Genomic DNA, 20,415 nt, shown 5'->3' on the forward strand with positions numbered 1-20,415 from the left:
TTAATCCAGTAATTTTTGATAAAGCGAAATAAGCTGACTTGATAGTTTTTCGGGGGTGGCCTCTTTTACACGTTCACGTGCCGCTAGCCCCATATTGTTATTCTTTTCCAGAGAAGGAATGGCGGCTACTGCCTCCTTCAACGTGTTGATATCAAGTGCGTCACAGTAAAATCCGTTGTTGCCTTGCTCAATAAATTCGGCTCCGCCGCAACTCTCTGAAGTAATGACAGGTAAACCGCAGGCCATCGCTTCAAGAATAACGTTAGGAAAGGGATCATACAGCGTTGGCAGCAGTAAACCATCGGATAGCTGGTAAAATGGCAACGTCTCTTTTTGCATCCCCAGGAAACGGATTTGCCCTTCACAGCCGAGTGAACGGGCGAGTTCACGATAACGATTTTCCGCTTTATCCTGCCCAACCACAATCAGCCACGCCGCGGTTCCCGCGATAGCGCGTATGGCGCTGGCTAACCCCTTTCGTTCAAATCCTGAGCCTACAAAGCAAAACACAACGGCGTGGGTTGGTAGACCAAACTGCTGACGCAGCGCGGCACGCTGTGCTTCCTCGGCCGGAACGAAGCGGCTGGAATCAATTGAATTATAAATCACATGTATCTTTTTTGCGTCAATATCAAAGTCTTCGACGATTTCGCGTTTGATCATCTCCGCATTACAGATAACGGCCTTCAACTCAGGAGCCTGGTACATTTCACGTTCGGCATTCATCACGTAGCGGTGGTAGCGATCGTGCATGAGCATTTGTGCGCGCCAGGCGGGCAGAATCCGCGCACGCTGCAGCAACCAGCGGCGATGAACGCCATCGCCTGCGCGGTAAATATCGCAGCCCGGGATGCGCTCGTGGCTTTGTACAATATCAAATTGCTGCTGCTGCCACAGTGCGCGGGCGGCATGCGCAAAACCGCGTTCGCGGCTGATGCGTCCCCACTTGCGCGGGTCACAAATGTGGATATGCCAGTCGTCCTGCTTTTCTCCCTGCCATTCGCGGGTGATAACGTTGAGCTCAAGGTTTTGATTGCTTAACGCCGTCAGCGCGCGGGAGACGAAACGTTCCGCTCCGCCATCAGGGCGATATTTTTGGCGAACAATCGCCAGGCGATGGTGTTTCATTACAGGTATCTCTTTGCAGCGGAGACGACAGCATCTACGGGAATGGCGTCGAGATAGCGTTCTTTGGTGTTTGTATCAATGGCGTCCGGATTGGGGAGCGGGCCGTAGTCACCGGCCCAGATAACCTCCCCGTTGACCTGCCACGGAGACCAGAACGTCAGCTTTGAGGGGCCAAACAGCGCCACGCAGGGTGTCTGAAGCGCCGCGGCCATATGCATCGGCACGGAATCCACGCCGATAAACAGACGCGCATGATCGATAAGGGATGCCAGTTGACGCAGCGTCAATTGACCTGCCAGCGAGACGACACCCGTTTTCGGTGAGGCAGCGAGAATGCGATCGATCATTGCCATCTCTTTTTTATCCGGGCCAGCCGTGAGAACGATGGTGTGGCCTTCCTGCTGCAGGGCGGTGATGGTTTGCGCCATCTTTCCTTCATCCCAGCATTTGAAGAACCAGCGCGACGTGGGTTGAATCACGATGTATCGCTCACCTACACCTTTTTGCGTTAAGAGGTGGTGTGCGTGTTGCCAGTCATCCGGGCGATAAGCCATGGTGACGGCGGGTTTTGGGTCAACCGGCAGCGCTGACAGGACGGAAAGGTTTTGCTCAACGGTGTGCAGGGACGGGTGATTCGCGACAGAGACCAAATTGGTATGACAAAACCGCCAGAATGCACTCTTGCGCTTATTAAAGGCAAACCCGAGGCGAACCGGGGCACCGGTGAAGCGCGTGACGATGGCGCTGCGCCACTGATCGGCAAGGTTAATCACCAGGTGATAATGCTGTCTTCTTAATGTGCTAAGCAGCTGCCACTCTTTCTGGAGATGCTTCAGCGTGCCCAACTGCTTCCATTTGCGATCGATACCATAAATTGTGCCGATCGCCGGGTGCGCGGCGAGCATATCGCGTGTCTCTTCATAAAGAAGCACGTCGATTTGCGCCTCAGGCCATTTTTGGCGTAACGAATCGATGACGGGAGTGGTGAGTAACATGTCACCATGATGGCGAAGTTTGATCAGTAAAATGCGCAAATCAGGCGTGTCAGGTAAGTTATTCATCATCATCTTATCGGCGTTGTACTGTTGGCAATTCTAATAGACCTGGTAGCGACTTGCACTCTTTCTCCACAATGTCAGGAATTTCCCTGGAAGGGTTTACTCCTGCTTTGAGGCGTGCGTAACATAGCGCTAACTACTTTGTCTCATGGACTCATTATGAAAAAACCAGCGTTTATCATCACGATCGATACCGAAGGCGATAATCTCTGGCAAAACCATCGGGCGATCAAAACGGAAAACGCACGCTACCTGGCGCGCTTTCAGGCGCTTTGCGAACGTTTTGGTTTTAAGCCCGTCTGGCTGACAAACTATGAGATGGCAATCGAGCCCGTTTTCATTGAATTCGCAAGGGACGTTATTGCTCGCGGTCAGGGGGAAGTGGGTATGCACCTGCATGCCTGGAATAGCCCGCCGGAGCACGATCTCACGGGTGATGACTGGCGCTGGCAGCCGTATCTGATTGAGTTTTCAGACGAGATGATGCGCGAAAAAGTGCTCTTCATGACCCGCCTGCTGGAAGAGACCTTCCAGACCAAAATGCTGAGCCATCGTGCCGGGCGCTGGGCCTTTGATAGCCGCTATGCCAAATTGCTTATTGAACTGGGCTATCAGGTTGATTGTTCCGTTACGCCGCGCGTGAACTGGCGCAACGCGAAAGGTGCCCCGCAGGGGAGTGGCGGAACGAATTATCAGCATTTCCCTGACCATGCCTACTTCATGGACACGGATGATATTTCCCGGGCGGGTAATAGCCCGCTACTCGAAGTCCCGATGAGTATTCAGTATAAACACCCGGCCTGGTTGAATGCCGTCAAGCAGGGCTACGATCGTATTCGCGGTAAATATCGCTCACCGTCCGTGAACTGGCTACGACCGTCTGGTGGGAACTCCGCGCAGATGATTCAGGTCGCGCAACAGTGCTTATCGCAGGGGAATGATTACGTGGAGTTTATGCTTCATTCATCTGAGTTTATGCCTGGCGGGAGCCCCACGTTTAAGGATGAAGCGGCGATTGAGGGCTTGTATCGCGATCTGGAAGCGCTGTTTGCGTGGTTGTCAGATAAAACCGTAGGGATGACGCTGGCGGAGTTTTATCAGTACAAAAAAAATTAATGCCCGCGCAGCGGGCATTATCATCAGCGTTGTCTGGTTTGCGAAAAGGGTGTACTCAAGGCAAACAGGGTAACAAAGAAGATCAAGGCTTCTGAGCTCAACAATATAACGTCGGTCAGGCCATACAGCAAAAGCAGGAGCATGGTTGTCAGCAGTAGGCCATTTTTATTTCTCATCGCATAAGCGATGACGGAAAAAAAGAAGAAACACAATATTACAACCCCTGGAATTCCCTGCAGCGAAAATCTCTCTATGAATTCATTATGTAAATGAATTTTAATGTAACCAAGCGCTGCTGCTACATGAGAATGACCATTTTTGACGTAATCCCGAGCCCACAACTCCCTACTTTCAATGGACTGTCCCAGTGGATGCGCAATGCCAGTCATAAGGCCAACATTCCACATTGAAAAACGAGCACCCAGGGAAGTTGCATCATGACCTTTCTGATAATTCTCTATTTCACTTACTGTTTGTTTTATTTTAGGGGAGATGAGCGGCTTGTAACTAACAATAATGATGCCTGCAACTATGCATAAAAAAATCATCAAGGAATTAAGATGTATTTTTCTGAACTGATAGAGGGTGAGAAAAATAGCCAGTATGAGATAAAGTCCCATGGCGGCGCGCGTGGCAGTCAATAGAATCAGGAAGAACGATATCAAGACGACGAAGCCCGCCAATACATAAAACGTCACATTTTTCTTAAGGTACAAGCAATATACAAGTGCTAATGATAGAACAGAGTAGATATAAGCTGCGATGGTTGGGCGATTTATAGCCATCTCTACACGAATAATCCCTTGTGTAGCCTGATAAATACCATAGCCTGTAGCCAGGATAAAACCGAACGCCGTTGTGACTAAAAAATATTTCTCAAAATCTTCTTTTTTTACATAACTTTTAAAACGGTCTAGATAAAAGATTAAGAGACTGGATAGAATTAATTTTTTACTGGCTCCAAGATAATCGCTGTAAGCATTAAGGCCCTCATTGTGTAGTTCATAAGTAAAATACCAAATTAGATTAAGTAACCCTACTAACATTACAGGATAAGCTATGCTAAAAGGACGCCAGAATATTTTTTTATATTCAAATGCTAAACCGACTATACTGATATAGATAGCAATATAGAAAAACTCTCTTTGCTTTCCAGAGTTAACAAGTACCAGAGCTAAAGAGATAAGGCTCAATACTAGTGTTAACTGATAAAGTCTTAACTTTACTTTTTCCATAATGCCTCAATAACCCTTTTTTTATAGCTGAAACGAACATCGCTGGATAAGAAAAATGATAGCGAATAAAGCGCATTTACCCGTGATTTAACGAATTTGAGCTGCTGATCGGTAAGGTGTTGCCGATGGTTACTGTAGATATCAAACCAGTGACAATTAATCAGATTTTTAAACGCTTGCGGAAACGTTTTTTCCATCTTTAATGTACATTCAACAAGTGTCGTAATTTTACTGGCGTCTAGACGACTCGACAAACTGTCGCTACGTTTGATGTAATAGTAATGGCCCTGGCGTTGATAGCTGATTTTTTCTGCCTGCATGAGCATGGCAGGAAATACCGCAAAGTCTTCGTAACAGACCATCGATGGAATGGGATTGCTCTCGTACAACTTCCGATGAATAAATTGACCGATGAGATGTGCCTGAAACTCTTTATGCTGCAAGAAACGCTTTATCGCCTCTTTCTGTGATAAAGCGATGGGTGTAAAGCCCTGCCAGAACGCGGTGATTTTCCTGATATCACGAATTTCCAGCAAGCGCGTCAGGAGCATATCTGGACGCTGTGCTTTCAAAAAAGCCACTGCGTCCCTGAGGCTGCAAGGCTTCAGTCGATCATCACTATCCAGCATCGTGATGTAATCGCCTGATGCCAGAGACACTGCACTGTTCCGAACATGACCGACGTTACGGTACTCAACGTACCGGGATTGCGCGTGCGGGAACGCAGGCAACCATTTCTCGATAATATCCTGGGTGGCATCATCGGAACTGTCATTAAAGATAATGACTTCAACAGCATCACCCGCATTATCAATCGCGGCATGCAGGCTTTCTAACGTAGCATGAAGCGTATCTTCGGCGTTATGCGCGGCAATAATGACGCTAAGAAAAGCCATAGAAATTAGTTTCCCTGAGCATCAAAAGCATAGGTGGTTGCGTTAACGGTAGGTAACTCGCAGATAAAATGTTTAAGCTCGCGTAGCGCGTCTTCTGTTACCGCGAATAACGCTTCGCGTTCTTGTGAAAAATAATAACGCGTTTCAAACACATAAGAACAAATATTGTCGTCATTACCAATCAACAACACATTGCCAAGCGGACGCTGTTCATAGTGACAGCATGGTCCAAACAGCAACACCACCGGCACACCTACCGCGTCGGCAATATAAACGTTCCCCGAATCCGATGCGATATAGCAATCCATCTTTGAAATCGCCCAGGGAAGCTCTTCAAGGGAGATTTGCCCGATGAGGTTGGTGAAATTAGGCATTTCACCATAAGCACGGGTGATATCATCCATCCACGGCTGCTCATTGGGCGCACCAAATACATAAAACTCGCAGGGCAGGTCAGCGAGATGCTCAACAATTCGCTTCCAGATAATGGGCGGAACGGTTTTCGCTTTATTCCCGGCAGCGATACTGATGCCGATGCGGATAACGCCGGGTTTATCAAGGATTTCCGGCCAGGTCTGCGGCTTAAAAAGTGGCCTGGTAGCGTGCTTTGGGGAGTCTTGCCACGTTAGCGAGCGGTCCGCCAGCTTTAGATAGTTTGTGACCGACAACGTTTGTTTACCATGCTCAACGGTACCGTCAGCCGTGGTATAGAAAATGCCGTGATACCATCTGCGCGTATAAGTGCTTAAAAATTGTTTGTTTTTTGCATTACAGACGGAAGCGAAAAAGAGGTTCACGCTGTTGGGTTGCAGGAGATACACGTTGTCATAGCGATTCATGATCCTGCAGGCAAAGCAGAGCTTACGCCACAGATTGCGCTTATGCTGCTCGATAAAATAAATCTGCTCGATAGTGTCATCATGCTTCGCCAGCGCACCCACGCTGCGACTGATAAGCACGTCGCTTTTTTGCAGGTACGCCAGGAGGGGCGTAGCATTAACAAAGTCACCGATTTTGGCTGTTTGAATGACAAGGTTTTTACCTGTGTCCTTACGAAACAGCTTCCGGATGAGCTTCACCGGAAAGAGTAAAATCAGCAGAAATACATAACTCATGGGTTAAATATCCCTGTTGGAAAGCCAGTGGCTACCCTGTAAAAATAAAAAAATCGCATCTGCGCTAATATCCTTTGTTTGCTGAGTCGGGCTGACCATCTGATGCTGGTTTTTACCGTAACCCCCAATCAAACCCGGATCGGTCGGGCCAAAAATCGTCAGATTTGGACGATCCAGCGCAGCGGTTAAATGGCTTAATCCCGTATCAACGGAAACGACAGCATTCGCACCCGCTAACTGCGCAGCAACCTGTGCCAGCGTGAGTTTAGGCAAAACCTCAACATGCGAAAATCCTGCGGCCAGACGCTCCGCACGCTGTCGTTCATGTTCAGCGCCCCACGGGAGTTTAATATGGATACCGCAAGGTTGCATTAGTTCAATCAGCCTTCGCCAGTGCGTTTCCGGCCAGTGCTTATCGTCGCGCGTTGTGGCATGCAGGAAGACAAGATAAGGCTGAGTGTAGGGGGCCGTATTACGCAAAAAATGCTGCGCAATGGCGTAATCGCCCTGAGTGTCGGGTTTCGCATAGCCGAGGCTTTTCGCGAACAGCTCCCGGGTGCGTTCGACGGCGTGCTGCTGTTTTGCAATGTGGTGGCGACGGTTATAGAACAGGCTTGCCAGCGGTTCGCGGGCGGTGTGCCAGTCCATACCGTGCTTTACGCCGTGCGCCAGACGCGTCACCAGCGCGGCGCTTTTGACCAGCCCCTGCGCGTCGATGATGGCATCGTAACGCTGAGCCTGCACCGCATCGCGAAAGGCTTTGCGCTCGGCTTTAATGGGGGCGGAGAACCACGCTTTGCGCCAGCGGCGAATCGCCACCGGGATCACGCGATCAACCGCTTCATGCCAGGTGGGGATCTGCGCGAAGCCTTCTTCCACCACCCAGTCGAAACGAATGCCGGGAATGGCCTGCATCGCATCCGTCAGCGACGGCAGCGTATGCAGAACATCACCCATTGAAGACGTTTTAACGATCAATACCCGCATTCGTTATCCTTCTTCGCTCAACAGCAGGGCGTTGAGCTCTTCAAGGACGCGCTCTGGCGTAATGTCGATCAGGCTCTGATGATAACCCTCAGCAGCATCACCTTTACGCACCTTGTGGTAGCCGGTGATGAGACGAATGACGCGCGCTTTATGCGACAGCGGCGGCGTGAAGTCCGGGCTGCTTGGGCCATATAGCGCCACCAGCGGGCGGTCCAGCGCGGCGGCCACGTGCATCAGGCCAGAGTCGTTGCTGACCACGGCCTTACAGGCGGCGATCAAAATAACCGCCTGCTCAAGCTGCGTTTCGCCAGCCAGATTGCGGCACCAGGCCTGCTGCTCGTTGCTCAGCGTGGCGAGAATTTCGTTACCCGCCTCGTGATCTTTCGCCGAGCCAAACAGCACAATCTGGTAGCCTTCGTCGATCAGCTGTTTCGCCAGTTCGGCGTAGTGATAGTGCGGCCAGCGTTTCGCCGGACCGAACTCTGCACCGGGGCAGAAGCCAATCATCGGGCGTTCGGATGAAAGTCCAAACGCATTGCAGGTGTGGGATTTCTCCCCGTCGTTAACCTGAAGCTGTGGCCAGAGCAGCGGCTGCGGCAGGTCTTTCGCGCTGCGCATCACCCCTTTGTCGTAGGCCAGCGCCACGTAGCGCTCCACCATCAGCGGCCAGGCCTCTTTATCCAGCACCCGCGCGTCGTTCAGCAGGCCATAGCGCATTTCACCGCGCCAGCCGGTACGGTGCGGAATGCCCGCAAAGAAAGGCACGAGGGCGGACTTAAAGGAGTTTGGCAGCACGTACGCGCGGTCATAGCGCTTCTCGCGAAGGCTGTGGCCGAGCTTGCGGCGTTCACCGATTTCCAGCGCCCCGTGGCCGAGCGGCATCGGGATCGCCTCGTTCACTTCCGGCATACGCGACAACAGCGGACGGCACCATGCGGGTGCCATCACGTCGATTATCGCCTGGGGATAGCGCGCCTTGAGCGTGCGATAGAGACTTTGCGACATCATCATGTCGCCCACCCATGACGGGCCGATCACCAGAATCTTCATACTTACGCGTCGCGGTTCAGCCAGGCCATATATTCCGCTACGCCTTCGGCAACGGTCTTGAACGGCTTGTCGTAGCCTGCGGCGCGCAGGTTGGTCAGATCGGCCTGCGTGAACGCCTGATAACGGCCTTTCAGCTTATCCGGGAACGGAATGTACTCAATGCTGCCTTTCTTGTGGTACGCCAGCGTCGCGTCTGCCACCGCCTGGAAGGATTCCGCGCGGCCGGTGCCCAGGTTGAAGATACCGGACACGCCGTTTTCCCAGAACCACAGGTTTACGGCTGCAACGTCGCCTACGTAGACGAAGTCACGCTTGAAGCCGTCGCTGCCTTCAAACAGTTTTGGACTTTCGCCGTTATTCAACTGGGTGTTCAGGTGGAACGCCACGCTTGCCATGCTGCCTTTGTGGCCTTCGCGCGGCCCGTAAACGTTGAAGTAGCGGAAGCCGACGATCTGCGAGTTCGCTTCTGGCAGAACCTGACGCACGTATTCGTCGAACAGGAACTTAGAGTAACCGTAGACGTTCAGCGGCTGCTCGTACTCGCGCGATTCGATGAAGTCAGAGGTGCGGCCGCCGTAGGTTGCCGCGGAAGAGGCATACAGGAACGGAATTTCACGCTCCAGGCAGTAGTGCAGGATCTCTTTGGAGTACTGATAGTTGTTGTCCATCATGTACTTGCCGTCCCACTCTGTGGTGGAGGAGCACGCACCTTCGTGGAAGATGGCTTCGATCTCGCCGAACTCTTCACCCGCCATAATCTGGATAAGGAAGTCTTCTTTATCCATGTAATCAGCGATGTTCAGATCCACCAGGTTAACGAACTTGGTGCCGTCTTTCAGGTTGTCAACCACCAGGATGTCGGTGATGCCTTTGTCATTGAGAGCCTTAACAATATTGCTGCCGATAAAGCCCGCGCCGCCGGTAACGATGATCATAACTGTAACCTTTGAAGTGTGGAGCCCGGGGACAATCCCGGACGCTAATATTCATATCATATCATTAGTATGGCGACCCTTCAGCCATTCACCGATATGCAGCAGGGTTACACGTGATTTATGCTGCAAAAACGAGAAGAGATACTGCGTCATCTCGTCATGAACTATAGGTTTGGGTAATATGTGCCGAAATTTGCCGAGTCTGGAGAATTGCAATGCGTGGTGATTTTTACAAACAGTTAAACAGCGACCTCGACACCGCACGTGCGGAAGGGTTGTTCAAGGAAGAGCGTATTATCACGTCTGCTCAGCAGGCGGACATCACCGTTGCCGACGGCAGCCATGTGATCAACTTTTGTGCGAATAACTACCTGGGTCTTGCGAATCACCCTGAGCTGATTGCCGCTGCAAAAAAAGGCATGGACACCCACGGTTTCGGCATGGCCTCCGTACGCTTTATCTGCGGTACGCAGGACAGCCACAAGCAGCTTGAGCAAAAGCTGGCGAGCTTCCTCGGAATGGAAGACGCGATTCTGTACTCCTCCTGCTTCGACGCTAACGGCGGTCTGTTTGAGACCCTGCTTGGCGCAGAAGATGCGATTATCTCCGACGCCCTGAACCACGCCTCCATCATCGACGGCGTACGCCTGTGTAAAGCGAAGCGTTTCCGCTACGCCAACAACGACATGGTTGAGCTGGAAGCGCGTCTGAAAGAGGCCCGCGAAGCGGGGGCTCGCCACGTGCTGATCGCCACAGACGGCGTGTTCTCCATGGACGGCGTGATCGCTAACCTGAAGGGCGTGTGCGACCTGGCAGACAAGTACGACGCGCTGGTGATGGTCGATGACTCTCACGCGGTCGGCTTTGTCGGCGAAAACGGCCGCGGTTCCCACGAATACTGCGACGTGATGGGCCGCGTGGACATCATCACCGGTACGCTGGGCAAAGCGCTCGGCGGCGCATCTGGCGGCTACACCGCCGCGCGCAAAGAGGTGGTTGAGTGGCTGCGTCAGCGCTCTCGCCCGTATCTGTTCTCCAACTCCCTGGCACCGGCGATTGTTTCTGCCTCCATCAAAGTGCTGGAGATGGTGGAGTCCGGCGCTGAGTTGCGCGACCGCCTGTGGTCCAACGCCCGTCTGTTCCGTGAAAAAATGAGCGCCGCAGGGTTTACCCTGGCCGGAGCTGACCACGCGATCATTCCGGTCATGCTGGGCGATGCGGTCGTTGCGCAGAAGTTTGCCCGCGAGCTGCAGAAAGAAGGGATTTACGTCACCGGGTTCTTCTTCCCGGTGGTGCCAAAAGGTCAGGCGCGTATCCGCACCCAGATGTCTGCGGCGCATTCGCCTGAACAAATTGAGCGTGCGGTGGAAGCCTTTACCCGCATCGGCAAACAGCTGGGCGTAATTGCCTGAGGACGTGTGATGAAAGCGTTATCCAAACTGAAAGCGGAAGAAGGGATTTGGATGACCGACGTGCCGGAGCCGGAAGTCGGTCATAACGATCTGCTGATCAAAATTCGTAAAACAGCCATCTGCGGCACTGACGTTCACATCTACAACTGGGACCAATGGTCGCAGAAAACCATTCCGGTACCGATGGTTGTCGGTCACGAATACGTCGGCGAAGTGGTCGGTATCGGCCAGGAAGTGAAAGGCTTCAAAATTGGCGATCGCGTTTCTGGCGAAGGCCATATTACCTGCGGCCACTGCCGTAACTGCCGCGGCGGACGTACGCACCTGTGCCGCAACACCGTCGGCGTGGGCGTAAACCGTCCGGGCTGCTTCGCGGAATACCTGGTGATCCCGGCGTTTAACGCGTTCAAAATTCCGGACAACATCTCTGACGATCTGGCCTCTATCTTCGACCCGTTCGGCAACGCGGTACACACGGTGCTCTCCTTCGACCTGGTGGGTGAAGACGTGCTGGTCTCCGGCGCAGGCCCCATCGGCATTATGGCGGCAGCCGTAGCGAAGCACGTAGGGGCGCGCAACGTGGTGATCACCGACGTGAACGAATACCGTCTGTCGCTGGCGCGTAAGATGGGCGTTACCCGCGCGGTGGATGTCTCGAAAGAGAGCCTGACCGACGTGATGGAAGAGTTGGGCATGACCGAAGGCTTTGATGTGGGTCTGGAGATGTCCGGCGCGCCACCGGCGTTCCGCACCATGCTCGACACCATGAACCACGGTGGCCGTATCGCGATGCTGGGTATTCCGCCGTCAGATATGTCCATCGACTGGAACAAAGTCATCTTTAAGGGGCTGTTCATCAAGGGTATCTATGGCCGCGAGATGTTCGAGACCTGGTACAAGATGGCGGCGCTGATCCAGTCCGGTCTGGATCTGTCCCCGATTATTACTCATCGTTTCTCCATTGATGAGTTCCAGCAGGGCTTTGACGCGATGCGTTCCGGCCAGTCAGGGAAAGTGATCCTGAGCTGGGATAAGTAATCAAAAAGGGGCCTGCGGCCCCTTTTTTCACTGATTCTTTTTCTCTTCGTCCGTCAGGTAACGCACCTTGCGGGTGTAGTCCTGACCTTTGAACAGCAGCGCGTTATCCGGCGATTCAAGATACTTCTGCCATTCGGAGAGAGGGAAACCGCCGTGCGCGCCAATCACCTCTTTCGGTACAACGGCTTCCTGACCGCCAATCTTCTTGGAGACCGGCCAGTTCATCCAGTCACCCAGGTTAACCGTTTTTAAATCCAGCATGTCCAGCAGCGCGGCGAGCGGCAGCTGATCGGTCGGCGGCTGCGTGTCGTCCATCAGCTCCCAGGTATCCTGGAACAGCGTCAGCCACAGCGGGCAGATGCGGCGCCAGGTTTTTTTGGTTGCCGCAAGAAACGCGCCGTTAACGTGATCGACCAGATACGGACGCACCGTCTCCTTGTAATAGGCTGGCACTTTCTCCGCTGGCGCGCCGTCCAGCTTGGCAATCATTTTGCCCTGACGGAAGCTGGAGTAGATGTGCATGTCGGCCATGTTGATCTCGGGCATCTTGAGCAGGTTGAGATCGGAGTCGATCATCAATACGCCTTCACCGCGCGCCTGCAGCGGGGCGTTAAGCTTCACCAGACGGCTGAGGTAGATCTGCTTATAGCGGTAACCTTCCTCACGAACCGGAAGATTCAGCGTCACTACGCGGGTTTTCGGCGGCAGTACCCCGAAGGCGGATTCAGGCTGATCGCTGACGATGACGATCTCGCTGACGGCAGTGGCGTAACGTTCTGCAAACGTCGCTGACAATAACGCTTCTTCGACGAAATCTGCGCCCGTACACGGGATCACGATGGAATCCACCGCAACGAGATCGCGCGTGACCGGAAGGGAAGCGTACGGAATGTTATGTCGCCCGGTGATGTGGCGGTAGCGAGCATTCAGGAATTTAAACATGTTCTTCTCGTTTGGTTAGTGCGCGCCAAGAACGGCTTCGACACCGCTGACATAGTTTTCGATAGCGTAGGTATGGCAGACGTTCTGGTATGCCGCCGCAGCCAGTCGAGCCCGCAGGTCTGCATCCGCCCAGATATTATTCAGATGCTGAGCAAGCTGTGAAACATCGCTCCAGGGGAAGAGCAGCCCCGTTGACTCATGATCAATCAATTCAGCCGTACCCGTCACCTGAGAGCCAATAACAGGGATTTTAAGCAGCATCGCTTCCAGCACTACCCGAGGCAACCCTTCGCTTTTTGAGGCGAGTATAAACGCGTCAAACGTGGCAAGGTAGTCAAATGGCGTATTCTGGAAGCCCGTGAAAATCACGTTGTTCTCAATGCCCAATTCTTTGGCTTGCGCGGTTAATGCGGCACGCTCTGCACCTTCACCCACCAGCACCATCTTCCATTTTGCGTCGGGTTCCCTGCGGCTGAACTGTGCCAGCGCCGCCAGCGTGTGGTGGCTGGCTTTGCGAGGAATTAACGATCCAATGCTGCCAAAGACAAACGTATCGTCATCAATGTTCAGGCGATGACGCATGGCGCGTCGATCCGGTAAAGGCTGGTGGATGTCGATGGCATTGTTGACCGTTGTGCACAGCTCAGGCCGGACGCCATGCTGAAGTAACACGCGCTCAACGCCGTGCGAGACGGCGATGATTTTTGTGGCATGGGCATTCACCAGCTTTACCAGCGGCGGCGCCAGCACCGGTTCAATGCGGCAGTGCTGGATGATCCGCGCACGCAGTTTAGCTCCCGCCAGGTAACCCTCTTCGTTAGAACCTGGCTGGTTGTTCATGTATAACGTATCGAAACCGCCTTCCCTGAAAATCGTCTCGATTTTGCTGACGTTGGGGCGAATACGCCAGAGCGTATCGATATGGCGCGTGACGGCCTTGCGGCCGCTGCGCGAGAAGAAAAGCAGGCTGCGACCCAGTTCTTTTGCAATCTTCGCCCACGCGGGCTGCTTATGCTGAGGGATGACAATTAACGGGATGCCAATGCCATTCAACACCTGACCGATGGTTTGCCCTTCGGCCCGGCTGTAGTCGGAGTAAAAACAACAGGTGATATCAAACTTCTCGCGATTAATGCGCTTCAGAAGTTCGAGCATGCTGTTGGTGCCTCCTCCCCATTCTTTACCGGTATCGAGGAGCAGGATTTTGTGTCGTTGCGGCATCTTTCTACCTTAGTCACCTGTCGCGGGGAAGGGCTTTTTACCCCAACCTTGCCACTGATGCTGGAAATATTGCACCAGCGTACTCTGGCTCACGCTTTCGCTAATTACTGTGAAGAAGCGGGTCGCATGCACCGGTTCAAGCGGCCGTTTTGGCTTGCAGTTTTTTACGCCGCTGAACGGATTACGCGGCTGCGTTTCTGGCGGCTGTGCGCTGCCAGGACGAGACGTATCCACCTGCGGTTCATTGAGCAGATCGCTCGGTCGCACCAGCGTGATATCAGCAGGTAAGGTCGGCAGCATCTGTTGCAGCACGCGCACCGTTGAAGGATGCGGATGGCCGATGGCAATGGCTGAGCCGTTGCGGCGGGCTAGCTGTACAGCACGATTAAACTGCACCCGAATATCCGCTTCATTTTGCGTGTCATCCAGGAACACCTTGCGCTTGATCACCTTCACGCCGGTTCCCTGAGAGGCTCGAAGGGCCTGGCTGTTGCCGATGGTCATGCTGTCGAGGAAATAGAGGTTGTAGCGCTCCAGCGACTGCATTACTTTCAGCATACCGTACAGGCTGGACGTCATCGCACTGCCCATGTGGTTATTCAGGCCGACGGCATACGGCACTTTATTGTAGGCGTCGCGGATGATGCGGTCGATCTCATCGCTGCTCATGTCCGGACGAAGCGTGTCTTTTTCCAGCGGCTGTTTGCTAAGCGGTGCCATTGGCAGGTGGATCAGGACCTGATGACCGCTGTTATGGGCCTTGGTCGCCATTTCCCGCGCGTGAGGTGCATTGGGGAGGACCGCAACGGAGATCGCTGACGGCATCGCCAGCACCTGATTTTCATAGTGCGGACGATAACCGAAGTCATCAATGACAATAGCGAGTTTGCCTGCGTATACCGGTGCAGCCAGCGCCAGTGCGCTGGCGACGGAGAGAATCATTCGACGAAATTGAAGCAAAACTTATCTTCCCAACCACGGCTGTGGATTGACCGCCTGACCCTGGCGACGAATTTCGAAATAGAGTGACGGGCGGCCCTGACCGCCACTGCTGCCCACAAGGGCGATAGGTTGACCTGCGCGCACCTGAGTGCCGACGCTGACCAGCGCGCTCTGGTTGTAGCCGTAAAGGCTCATGTCGCCTTTACCGTGTTCGACCACCACGACCAGCCCGTAACCCTGCAGCCAGTCGGCCAGGATCACGCGGCCATCGGCGATGGCTTTCACTTCGCTACCTTCAGACGCACCGATAACGATCCCTTTCCAACGTAGTTCACCCTGCAGCTGTTCGCCATAGCGATGCAGAATGGAACCGCGAACCGGCCAGTAAGCCTGGCCGCGAGGCGAGCCTAAACCGCCGGTGCGCGACATCAGAGAACGTTCGCTTTCGCTTGGTTTGTAGGTGGTACCTTTACGGGACGCTTCCTGCTGCTTGTTGCGAACGGCCTGCGCCTCGCGCGCCTCTTTTTCCGCGCGCGCTTTCGCCGCGGCTTCTGCTCGCGCAATGCTGTTACGCAGTTTCGATTCGTTGGCGCGCATTTCGCTCAGCTGGCTCTGACCTTGCTGAATGGAAGACTCAAGGCCGGACAGGGTTTTCTTACGCTCGTTGCGCGCCTGCTCCAGCTTCGCCTGCTGGGCCTGCTGATCGTAGAGCAACGTCTGCTGCTGGGTCTGCTTCTCTTCCAGCTCGGCTTTCTGGGTGGTGACCTCTTCGCGCGTCTGCTTCAGCTGCGCGATCGTCTCCTGACGCGCCTGGTTCAGGTAGCCAAAGTAGGCCTGCAGACGCTGGCCGCGCTGGCTCTCTTCCCCACTGAGGATCAGCTGGAGGCCGGTGTGTTCACCCTGACGAAACGCGGCGTCAAGCTGTGCGGCAAGATTGCGCTCCTGGGCATCACGCTGGCGTTCCAGTTTGGCTATCGACGCGTTCATCTCATCGATCTGTTTGTTCAACTGGGCGAGGGTGTTTTGCGTTTCACGGAGTTTGCGTGCGGCGGCGGAGATCGCCTCTTCCTGCTGCTTAAGCTGGGCAAGAAGTGAGGAACGCTGTTGCTGTTGCTGGCGTACCGCACGCTCTTTGGCGGCGATATCGGCCTGAATGGATTTCAGCTGGTCGCGGTCATCCGCGTGGGCGGATGCGGCGCACAGCAATACGCCAGCGCTGAGTGCGCTGGCGTAAAACAGAGGTCTGACTGATAACCTAAGCGGCTTCACGACCCATGTGATTGAAAAAATCGCCTTTCCCCTCATGGGGAGCGATTATTCCACGATGAACAGCGGCTTACCAGTCATCTCTTCAGGGATCGGCATGCCCATCAGCGTCAACATGGTTGGCGCGATGTCGGAAAGCTTGCCGCCTTCCACTGCTTTCAGTGATTTATCACCCACATAAATCAGCGGAACAGGCAGGTTAGTGTGCGCGGTGTGTGCCTGGCCGGTCGCCGGGTCGCGCATTTGCTCTGCGTTACCGTGGTCAGCGGTGATCAGCAGCTGGCCGCCCACAGACTCAACGGCTTTTGCTACCTGCTCGACACAGTTGTCCAGCGCTTCAACTGCTTTAACCGCTGCTTCCATCACGCCGGTGTGGCCCACCATGTCACCATTCGGGTAGTTACAGATGATGGTGTCGTACTTACCGCTTTCGATGGCCGCAACCAGTTTTTCAGTCAGCTCGGCAGAGCTCATCTCTGGCTGCAGGTCGTAGGTAGCAACTTTCGGCGAGTTGATCAGAATGCGGTCTTCACCTTTGAACGGCTCTTCAACGCCGCCGTTAAAGAAGAAGGTGACGTGCGCGTATTTTTCGGTTTCAGAGATACGCAGCTGCGTTTTGTCGTTCTTCGCCATCCACTCGCCGAAGGTGTTTGCCAGAGATGCTGGCGGATACGCGCAAGGCGCTTTGATGTCTGCGGCGTATTCAGTCAACTGGATGAAGTCCAGTTTCACCACCTTCTTGCGGGCGAAGCCGTCGAAGTCGCTGTTCACGAATGCGCGGGTGATTTCGCGCGCGCGGTCAGCGCGGAAGTTCATGAAGATCAGCGCGTCGCCATCTTCCATGGCGGCATCAGCCTGCCCTTCAGCACGAATGACCGATGCTTTCACGAATTCGTCGTTTTCATCGCGTGCGTAAGCGGCTTCCAGTGCTTCAACGGCGGTCGCGAACTGGAATTCACCTTTTGCCTGGGTCATCAGGTCATAGGCCTGTTCAACGCGATCCCAACGGTTATCGCGGTCCATCGCGTAGTAACGACCAATGATGGACGCCACGCGGCCTTTGCCCAGCGCGGCGAATTTCTCTTCCAAGGCGTGCAGAGAGCCTTTTGCGCTGCGTGGCGGCGTATCGCGGCCGTCCAGGAAAGCGTGCAGATAGATTTTTTCCGCACCGCGCTCGGCGGCCAGTTCAACCATCGCCATGATGTGATCTTCGTGGCTGTGCACGCCGCCCGCAGAGAGCAGGCCCATAATGTGCACGGCTTTACCTGCGGCAACGGCTTTATCTACGGCACCTGCGAGCGTTGGGTTGGAGAAGAAGGTGCGTTCTTTGATTTCAACGTCCAGACGCGTCAGGTCCTGATACACGATACGACCCGCGCCCAGGTTAACGTGACCGACTTCGGAGTTGCCCATCTGGCGGTCCGGCAGGCCCACTTCCAGGCCAGACGCGTCAATCAGGGTATGAGGGCGTTTCGCCCACAGTGCATCCATCACCGGCGTTTTGGCGTTGAAAATAGCGTTATCCTGGCTGTCTTCACGGTAGCCATAGCCATCCAGAATCACCAGTACCATAGGTTTTTTAGAAACCGACATTGCGACAACCTCATGCTCAAGAGACGAAAAATTTGCGTAATTTTACTACAGCTGAATCGATCAAATAGCCGCAGAAGATCAAAGAATGCGTAGGGGCAAGGCACTTCCCCGGACATTTTGAGGCTTTTTTTTCGTGGCATGCCGCAGAAAATCGATTAGCTTATTGTCGCTGGCTGTATTTGCCACAACGCACAGGTATACTCCTGTCCTGGTTTTTTTAATCACTTAGTCGGGAGTTGTTACCCCCCATGCAAGAAATTATGCAATTCGTTAGCCGCCACCCGGTTCTGAGCATCGCGTGGATTGGCCTGCTGGTCGCTGTGCTGTTCACCACCTTTAAGGGACTGACGTCTAAAATTAAGGTGATCACCCGCGGTGAAGCGACACGTCTGATCAACAAAGAAGACGCCGTCGTCGTCGATTTGCGTCAGCGCGACGATTTCCGCAAAGGTCACATTGCAGGCTCTATTAACCTGCTGCCTGCTGAAATCAAAGCGAACAACATTGGTGAGCTGGAAAAACATAAAGCCCAGCCGATCATCGTTGTTGACGGCACCGGCATGCAGGCGCAGGAATCTGCCAACGCACTGCATAAAGCAGGCTTCGAAAACGTAACGGTACTGAAAGAAGGTATTTCCGGCTGGAGCGGGGAAAATCTTCCTTTAGTTCGCGGTAAATAAGGAGTTCAGTGATGGCCAATATTGAGATCTACACCAAAGCAACTTGCCCGTTCTGCCACCGTGCGAAAGCACTGCTGAACAGCAAAGGCGTAACGTTCCAGGAACTGCCGATAGATGGTGACGCGATTAAACGCGAAGAGATGATCCAACGCAGTGGTCGCACGACGGTTCCGCAGATTTTCATTGATGCGCAGCACATTGGTGGCTGTGATGACTTGTATGCGCTCGACGCCCGTGGTGGACTCGATCCGCTGCTGAGCTAAGAGACTTTAGGACAATTAAAAAGGGTTTTTCCATGTCAGAACAAAACAACACTGAAATGACTTTCCAGATCCAGCGCATCTACACCAAAGATGTCTCTTTCGAAGCGCCAAATGCGCCACACGTTTTCCAGAAAGATTGGCAGCCAGAGGTTAAACTTGATCTTGATACCGCATCCACCCAACTGGCGGATGATGTGTATGAAGTTGTACTGCGTGTGACCGTAACCGCATCTCTGGGCGAAGAAACGGCGTTCCTGTGTGAAGTACAGCAGGGCGGCATCTTCTCCATTGGCGGTATCGAAGGCAACCAGATGGCACATTGCCTGGGTGCATACTGCCCGAACATCCTGTTCCCGTATGCTCGCGAATGCATCACCAGCCTGGTCTCTCGCGGTACATTCCCGCAACTGAACCTTGCGCCAGTTAACTTTGATGCGCTGTTCATGAACTATCTGCAGCAGCAGGCTGGCGAAGGTGCCGAACAACATCAGGATGCCTGATGAGCACTGTTAATGCGTCAATGATTGTGATCGGTGCCGGCTCTTACGGCACCGCTCTTGCCATCACGCTGGCAAGAAATGGTCACGACGTGGTCCTGTGGGGCCACGATCCCAAACATATTGCGACGTTGCAACGCGACCGCTGCAACGTGGCTTTTCTCCCGGACGTTCCGTTCCCTGACTCCCTGCACCTGGAAAGCGACCTCGCGACCGCGCTGGCGGCCAGCCGCAACATTCTGATTGTGGTGCCGAGCCATGTGTTTGGCGAAGTACTGCGTCAAATCAAGCCGCTGATGCGCCCGGATGCACGCATTGTCTGGGCGACAAAAGGGCTGGAAGCGGAAACCGGACGCCTGCTGCAGGACGTAGCCCGCGAAGCGCTGGGCGATGATATCCCGCTTGCGGTGATTTCCGGACCGACGTTTGCCAAAGAGCTTGCTGCTGGCCTGCCGACAGCGATTTCACTGGCATCCACTGACCAGGCCTTCTCTGACGATCTCCAGCAGCTGCTGCACTGCGGCAAGAGCTTCCGCGTCTACAGTAACCCCGATTTCATCGGTGTACAGCTGGGCGGTGCGGTGAAGAACGTGATTGCCATCGGTGCCGGGATGTCCGACGGTATCGGTTTTGGTGCGAACGCACGTACTGCGCTGATCACCCGAGGGCTGACGGAAATGTCTCGCCTGGGCGAAGCGCTGGGTGCCGATCCGGCCACCTTTATGGGCATGGCAGGCCTGGGTGACCTGGTGTTGACCTGTACCGATAACCAGTCTCGTAACCGCCGCTTCGGCATGATGCTCGGTCAGGGCAGCGATGTAAAAAGCGCGCAGGAGAAGATTGGTCAGGTGGTTGAAGGCTACCGCAATACCAAGGAAGTCCGCGAGTTGGCGCACCGTTTCGGTGTCGAAATGCCAATAACCGAGGAAATTTATCAGGTATTGTATTGCGGAAAAAATGCGCGCGAGGCAGCATTGACCTTATTAGGTCGTGCGCGCAAGGACGAGCGCAGCAGTAACTAGTCGGAACCGTTGTCACCTG

20 protein-coding genes are annotated in these 20,415 nt (G+C 53.9%); 7 read left to right on the forward strand and 13 right to left on the reverse strand.

Going from position 1 to position 20,415, the window contains the following annotated elements; translation table 11 throughout:
• Both EXW94_RS14010 and rfaQ read right to left on the reverse strand, forming a co-directional pair.
• Positions 1–1,128 (reverse strand): glycosyltransferase family 4 protein, encoded by a 1,128-nt coding sequence (locus EXW94_RS14010; RefSeq protein ID WP_089598276.1) that lies wholly within the window; start codon positions 1,126–1,128, stop codon positions 1–3.
• Positions 1,128–2,195, reverse strand: a complete 1,068-nt coding sequence (gene rfaQ, locus EXW94_RS14015) for a putative lipopolysaccharide heptosyltransferase III (protein ID WP_174340350.1) — start codon at positions 2,193–2,195, stop codon at positions 1,128–1,130. Before rfaQ ends, EXW94_RS14010 begins: the two co-directional genes overlap by 1 nt.
• Positions 2,196–2,345: 150 nt before the next feature.
• Here rfaQ and EXW94_RS14020 point away from each other — a divergent pair, with 150 nt between their 5' ends.
• The gene (locus EXW94_RS14020; protein ID WP_174340351.1) at positions 2,346–3,302 is read left to right on the forward strand and encodes a polysaccharide deacetylase family protein; all 957 of its coding nucleotides are present in this window, start codon (positions 2,346–2,348) and stop codon (positions 3,300–3,302) included.
• Between the two features lie 23 nt (positions 3,303–3,325).
• Here EXW94_RS14020 and EXW94_RS14025 read toward each other — a convergent pair whose 3' ends face one another.
• Genes EXW94_RS14025 through rfaD form a run of 6 tightly spaced genes read right to left on the reverse strand, consistent with a single transcriptional unit; the run spans position 3,326 to position 9,520 of the window.
• On the reverse strand, positions 3,326–4,537 hold the full coding sequence (locus EXW94_RS14025; protein ID WP_126815715.1) for an O-antigen ligase: 1,212 nt from the start codon (positions 4,535–4,537) through the stop codon (positions 3,326–3,328).
• A complete protein-coding gene (locus tag EXW94_RS14030; protein ID WP_148400197.1) occupies positions 4,525–5,433 on the reverse strand; it encodes a glycosyltransferase family 2 protein in 909 nt (302 codons plus the stop codon). The genes EXW94_RS14025 and EXW94_RS14030 overlap by 13 nt, the downstream gene beginning before the upstream one ends.
• 5 nt (positions 5,434–5,438) lie before the next feature.
• Entirely contained in the window at positions 5,439–6,548 is a 1,110-nt protein-coding gene (locus EXW94_RS14035) for a glycosyltransferase family 9 protein (RefSeq protein ID WP_174340352.1), read from the reverse strand.
• A gap of 3 nt (positions 6,549–6,551) precedes the next feature.
• Positions 6,552–7,535, reverse strand: a complete 984-nt coding sequence (rfaC, locus tag EXW94_RS14040) for a lipopolysaccharide heptosyltransferase RfaC (protein ID WP_174340353.1) — start codon at positions 7,533–7,535, stop codon at positions 6,552–6,554.
• Positions 7,536–7,538: 3 nt separating this feature from the next.
• Positions 7,539–8,585 (reverse strand): ADP-heptose--LPS heptosyltransferase RfaF, encoded by a 1,047-nt coding sequence (rfaF, locus tag EXW94_RS14045; protein ID WP_108417300.1) that lies wholly within the window; start codon positions 8,583–8,585, stop codon positions 7,539–7,541.
• 2 nt (positions 8,586–8,587) lie between these two features.
• Positions 8,588–9,520, reverse strand: a complete 933-nt coding sequence (gene rfaD, locus EXW94_RS14050; RefSeq protein ID WP_174340354.1) for an ADP-glyceromanno-heptose 6-epimerase — start codon at positions 9,518–9,520, stop codon at positions 8,588–8,590.
• Between the two features lie 215 nt (positions 9,521–9,735).
• Here rfaD and kbl point away from each other — a divergent pair, with 215 nt between their 5' ends.
• Complete coding sequence (kbl, locus tag EXW94_RS14055) at positions 9,736–10,932, forward strand: glycine C-acetyltransferase (protein WP_042717746.1); 1,197 nt, start codon at positions 9,736–9,738, stop codon at positions 10,930–10,932.
• A gap of 9 nt (positions 10,933–10,941) precedes the next feature.
• Positions 10,942–11,970: an L-threonine 3-dehydrogenase gene (gene tdh, locus EXW94_RS14060; RefSeq protein ID WP_174340355.1), complete on the forward strand. Its 1,029-nt coding sequence runs from the start codon at positions 10,942–10,944 to the stop codon at positions 11,968–11,970.
• A gap of 27 nt (positions 11,971–11,997) precedes the next feature.
• Here tdh and EXW94_RS14065 read toward each other — a convergent pair whose 3' ends face one another.
• The 5 genes from EXW94_RS14065 to gpmM are packed head-to-tail and all read right to left on the reverse strand — an operon-like array spanning position 11,998 to position 17,934.
• Positions 11,998–12,912 (reverse strand): hypothetical protein, encoded by a 915-nt coding sequence (locus EXW94_RS14065; RefSeq protein WP_010426382.1) that lies wholly within the window; start codon positions 12,910–12,912, stop codon positions 11,998–12,000.
• A 15-nt stretch (positions 12,913–12,927) separates the two neighbouring features.
• A complete protein-coding gene (locus tag EXW94_RS14070) occupies positions 12,928–14,133 on the reverse strand; it encodes a glycosyltransferase (RefSeq protein WP_174340356.1) in 1,206 nt (401 codons plus the stop codon).
• Between the two features lie 9 nt (positions 14,134–14,142).
• Complete coding sequence (locus EXW94_RS14075) at positions 14,143–15,093, reverse strand: divergent polysaccharide deacetylase family protein (protein ID WP_174340357.1); 951 nt, start codon at positions 15,091–15,093, stop codon at positions 14,143–14,145.
• 3 nt (positions 15,094–15,096) lie between these two features.
• Positions 15,097–16,356, reverse strand: coding sequence for a murein hydrolase activator EnvC (gene envC / locus EXW94_RS14080; protein ID WP_228864679.1), 1,260 nt, complete (start codon positions 16,354–16,356; stop codon positions 15,097–15,099).
• A 33-nt stretch (positions 16,357–16,389) separates the two neighbouring features.
• Complete coding sequence (gpmM, locus tag EXW94_RS14085; RefSeq protein ID WP_174340358.1) at positions 16,390–17,934, reverse strand: 2,3-bisphosphoglycerate-independent phosphoglycerate mutase; 1,545 nt, start codon at positions 17,932–17,934, stop codon at positions 16,390–16,392.
• Positions 17,935–18,182: 248 nt separating this feature from the next.
• On the opposite strand from gpmM, the gene EXW94_RS14090 reads away from it, so the two are divergent.
• The 4 genes from EXW94_RS14090 to gpsA are packed head-to-tail and all read left to right on the forward strand — an operon-like array spanning position 18,183 to position 20,396.
• A complete protein-coding gene (locus tag EXW94_RS14090; RefSeq protein ID WP_010426372.1) occupies positions 18,183–18,614 on the forward strand; it encodes a rhodanese-like domain-containing protein in 432 nt (143 codons plus the stop codon).
• A gap of 11 nt (positions 18,615–18,625) precedes the next feature.
• Positions 18,626–18,877 carry a glutaredoxin 3 gene (gene grxC / locus EXW94_RS14095; RefSeq protein WP_010426371.1) on the forward strand — a complete coding sequence of 84 codons (252 nt, stop codon included), beginning with the start codon at positions 18,626–18,628 and terminating at the stop codon, positions 18,875–18,877.
• Between the two features lie 32 nt (positions 18,878–18,909).
• Complete coding sequence (gene secB / locus EXW94_RS14100) at positions 18,910–19,377, forward strand: protein-export chaperone SecB (protein ID WP_003860835.1); 468 nt, start codon at positions 18,910–18,912, stop codon at positions 19,375–19,377.
• Positions 19,377–20,396: an NAD(P)H-dependent glycerol-3-phosphate dehydrogenase gene (gene gpsA, locus EXW94_RS14105; RefSeq protein WP_108417309.1), complete on the forward strand. Its 1,020-nt coding sequence runs from the start codon at positions 19,377–19,379 to the stop codon at positions 20,394–20,396. The genes secB and gpsA overlap by 1 nt, the downstream gene beginning before the upstream one ends.
• Positions 20,397–20,415: the final 19 nt, after the last annotated feature.

The sequence above is a fragment of the Enterobacter sp. JMULE2 genome (assembly GCF_013337145.1).
GTDB lineage: Bacteria > Pseudomonadota > Gammaproteobacteria > Enterobacterales > Enterobacteriaceae > Enterobacter > Enterobacter mori.

Excerpts from the sequence above, each read along its gene's own strand:
- EXW94_RS14010 (WP_089598276.1), bottom strand. The coding sequence starts at position 1,128 with ATGAAACACCATCGCCTGGCGATTGTTCGCCAAAAATATCGCCCTGAT.
- rfaQ (WP_174340350.1), bottom strand. The coding sequence starts at position 2,195 with ATGATGATGAATAACTTACCTGACACGCCTGATTTGCGCATTTTACTG.
- EXW94_RS14020 (WP_174340351.1), top strand. The coding sequence starts at position 2,346 with ATGAAAAAACCAGCGTTTATCATCACGATCGATACCGAAGGCGATAAT.
- EXW94_RS14025 (WP_126815715.1), bottom strand. The coding sequence starts at position 4,537 with ATGGAAAAAGTAAAGTTAAGACTTTATCAGTTAACACTAGTATTGAGC.
- EXW94_RS14030 (WP_148400197.1), bottom strand. The coding sequence starts at position 5,433 with ATGGCTTTTCTTAGCGTCATTATTGCCGCGCATAACGCCGAAGATACG.
- EXW94_RS14035 (WP_174340352.1), bottom strand. The coding sequence starts at position 6,548 with ATGAGTTATGTATTTCTGCTGATTTTACTCTTTCCGGTGAAGCTCATC.
- rfaC (WP_174340353.1), bottom strand. The coding sequence starts at position 7,535 with ATGCGGGTATTGATCGTTAAAACGTCTTCAATGGGTGATGTTCTGCAT.
- rfaF (WP_108417300.1), bottom strand. The coding sequence starts at position 8,585 with ATGAAGATTCTGGTGATCGGCCCGTCATGGGTGGGCGACATGATGATG.
- rfaD (WP_174340354.1), bottom strand. The coding sequence starts at position 9,520 with ATGATCATCGTTACCGGCGGCGCGGGCTTTATCGGCAGCAATATTGTT.
- kbl (WP_042717746.1), top strand. The coding sequence starts at position 9,736 with ATGCGTGGTGATTTTTACAAACAGTTAAACAGCGACCTCGACACCGCA.
- tdh (WP_174340355.1), top strand. The coding sequence starts at position 10,942 with ATGAAAGCGTTATCCAAACTGAAAGCGGAAGAAGGGATTTGGATGACC.
- EXW94_RS14065 (WP_010426382.1), bottom strand. The coding sequence starts at position 12,912 with ATGTTTAAATTCCTGAATGCTCGCTACCGCCACATCACCGGGCGACAT.
- EXW94_RS14070 (WP_174340356.1), bottom strand. The coding sequence starts at position 14,133 with ATGCCGCAACGACACAAAATCCTGCTCCTCGATACCGGTAAAGAATGG.
- gpmM (WP_174340358.1), bottom strand. The coding sequence starts at position 17,934 with ATGTCGGTTTCTAAAAAACCTATGGTACTGGTGATTCTGGATGGCTAT.
- EXW94_RS14090 (WP_010426372.1), top strand. The coding sequence starts at position 18,183 with ATGCAAGAAATTATGCAATTCGTTAGCCGCCACCCGGTTCTGAGCATC.
- grxC (WP_010426371.1), top strand. The coding sequence starts at position 18,626 with ATGGCCAATATTGAGATCTACACCAAAGCAACTTGCCCGTTCTGCCAC.
- secB (WP_003860835.1), top strand. The coding sequence starts at position 18,910 with ATGTCAGAACAAAACAACACTGAAATGACTTTCCAGATCCAGCGCATC.
- gpsA (WP_108417309.1), top strand. The coding sequence starts at position 19,377 with ATGAGCACTGTTAATGCGTCAATGATTGTGATCGGTGCCGGCTCTTAC.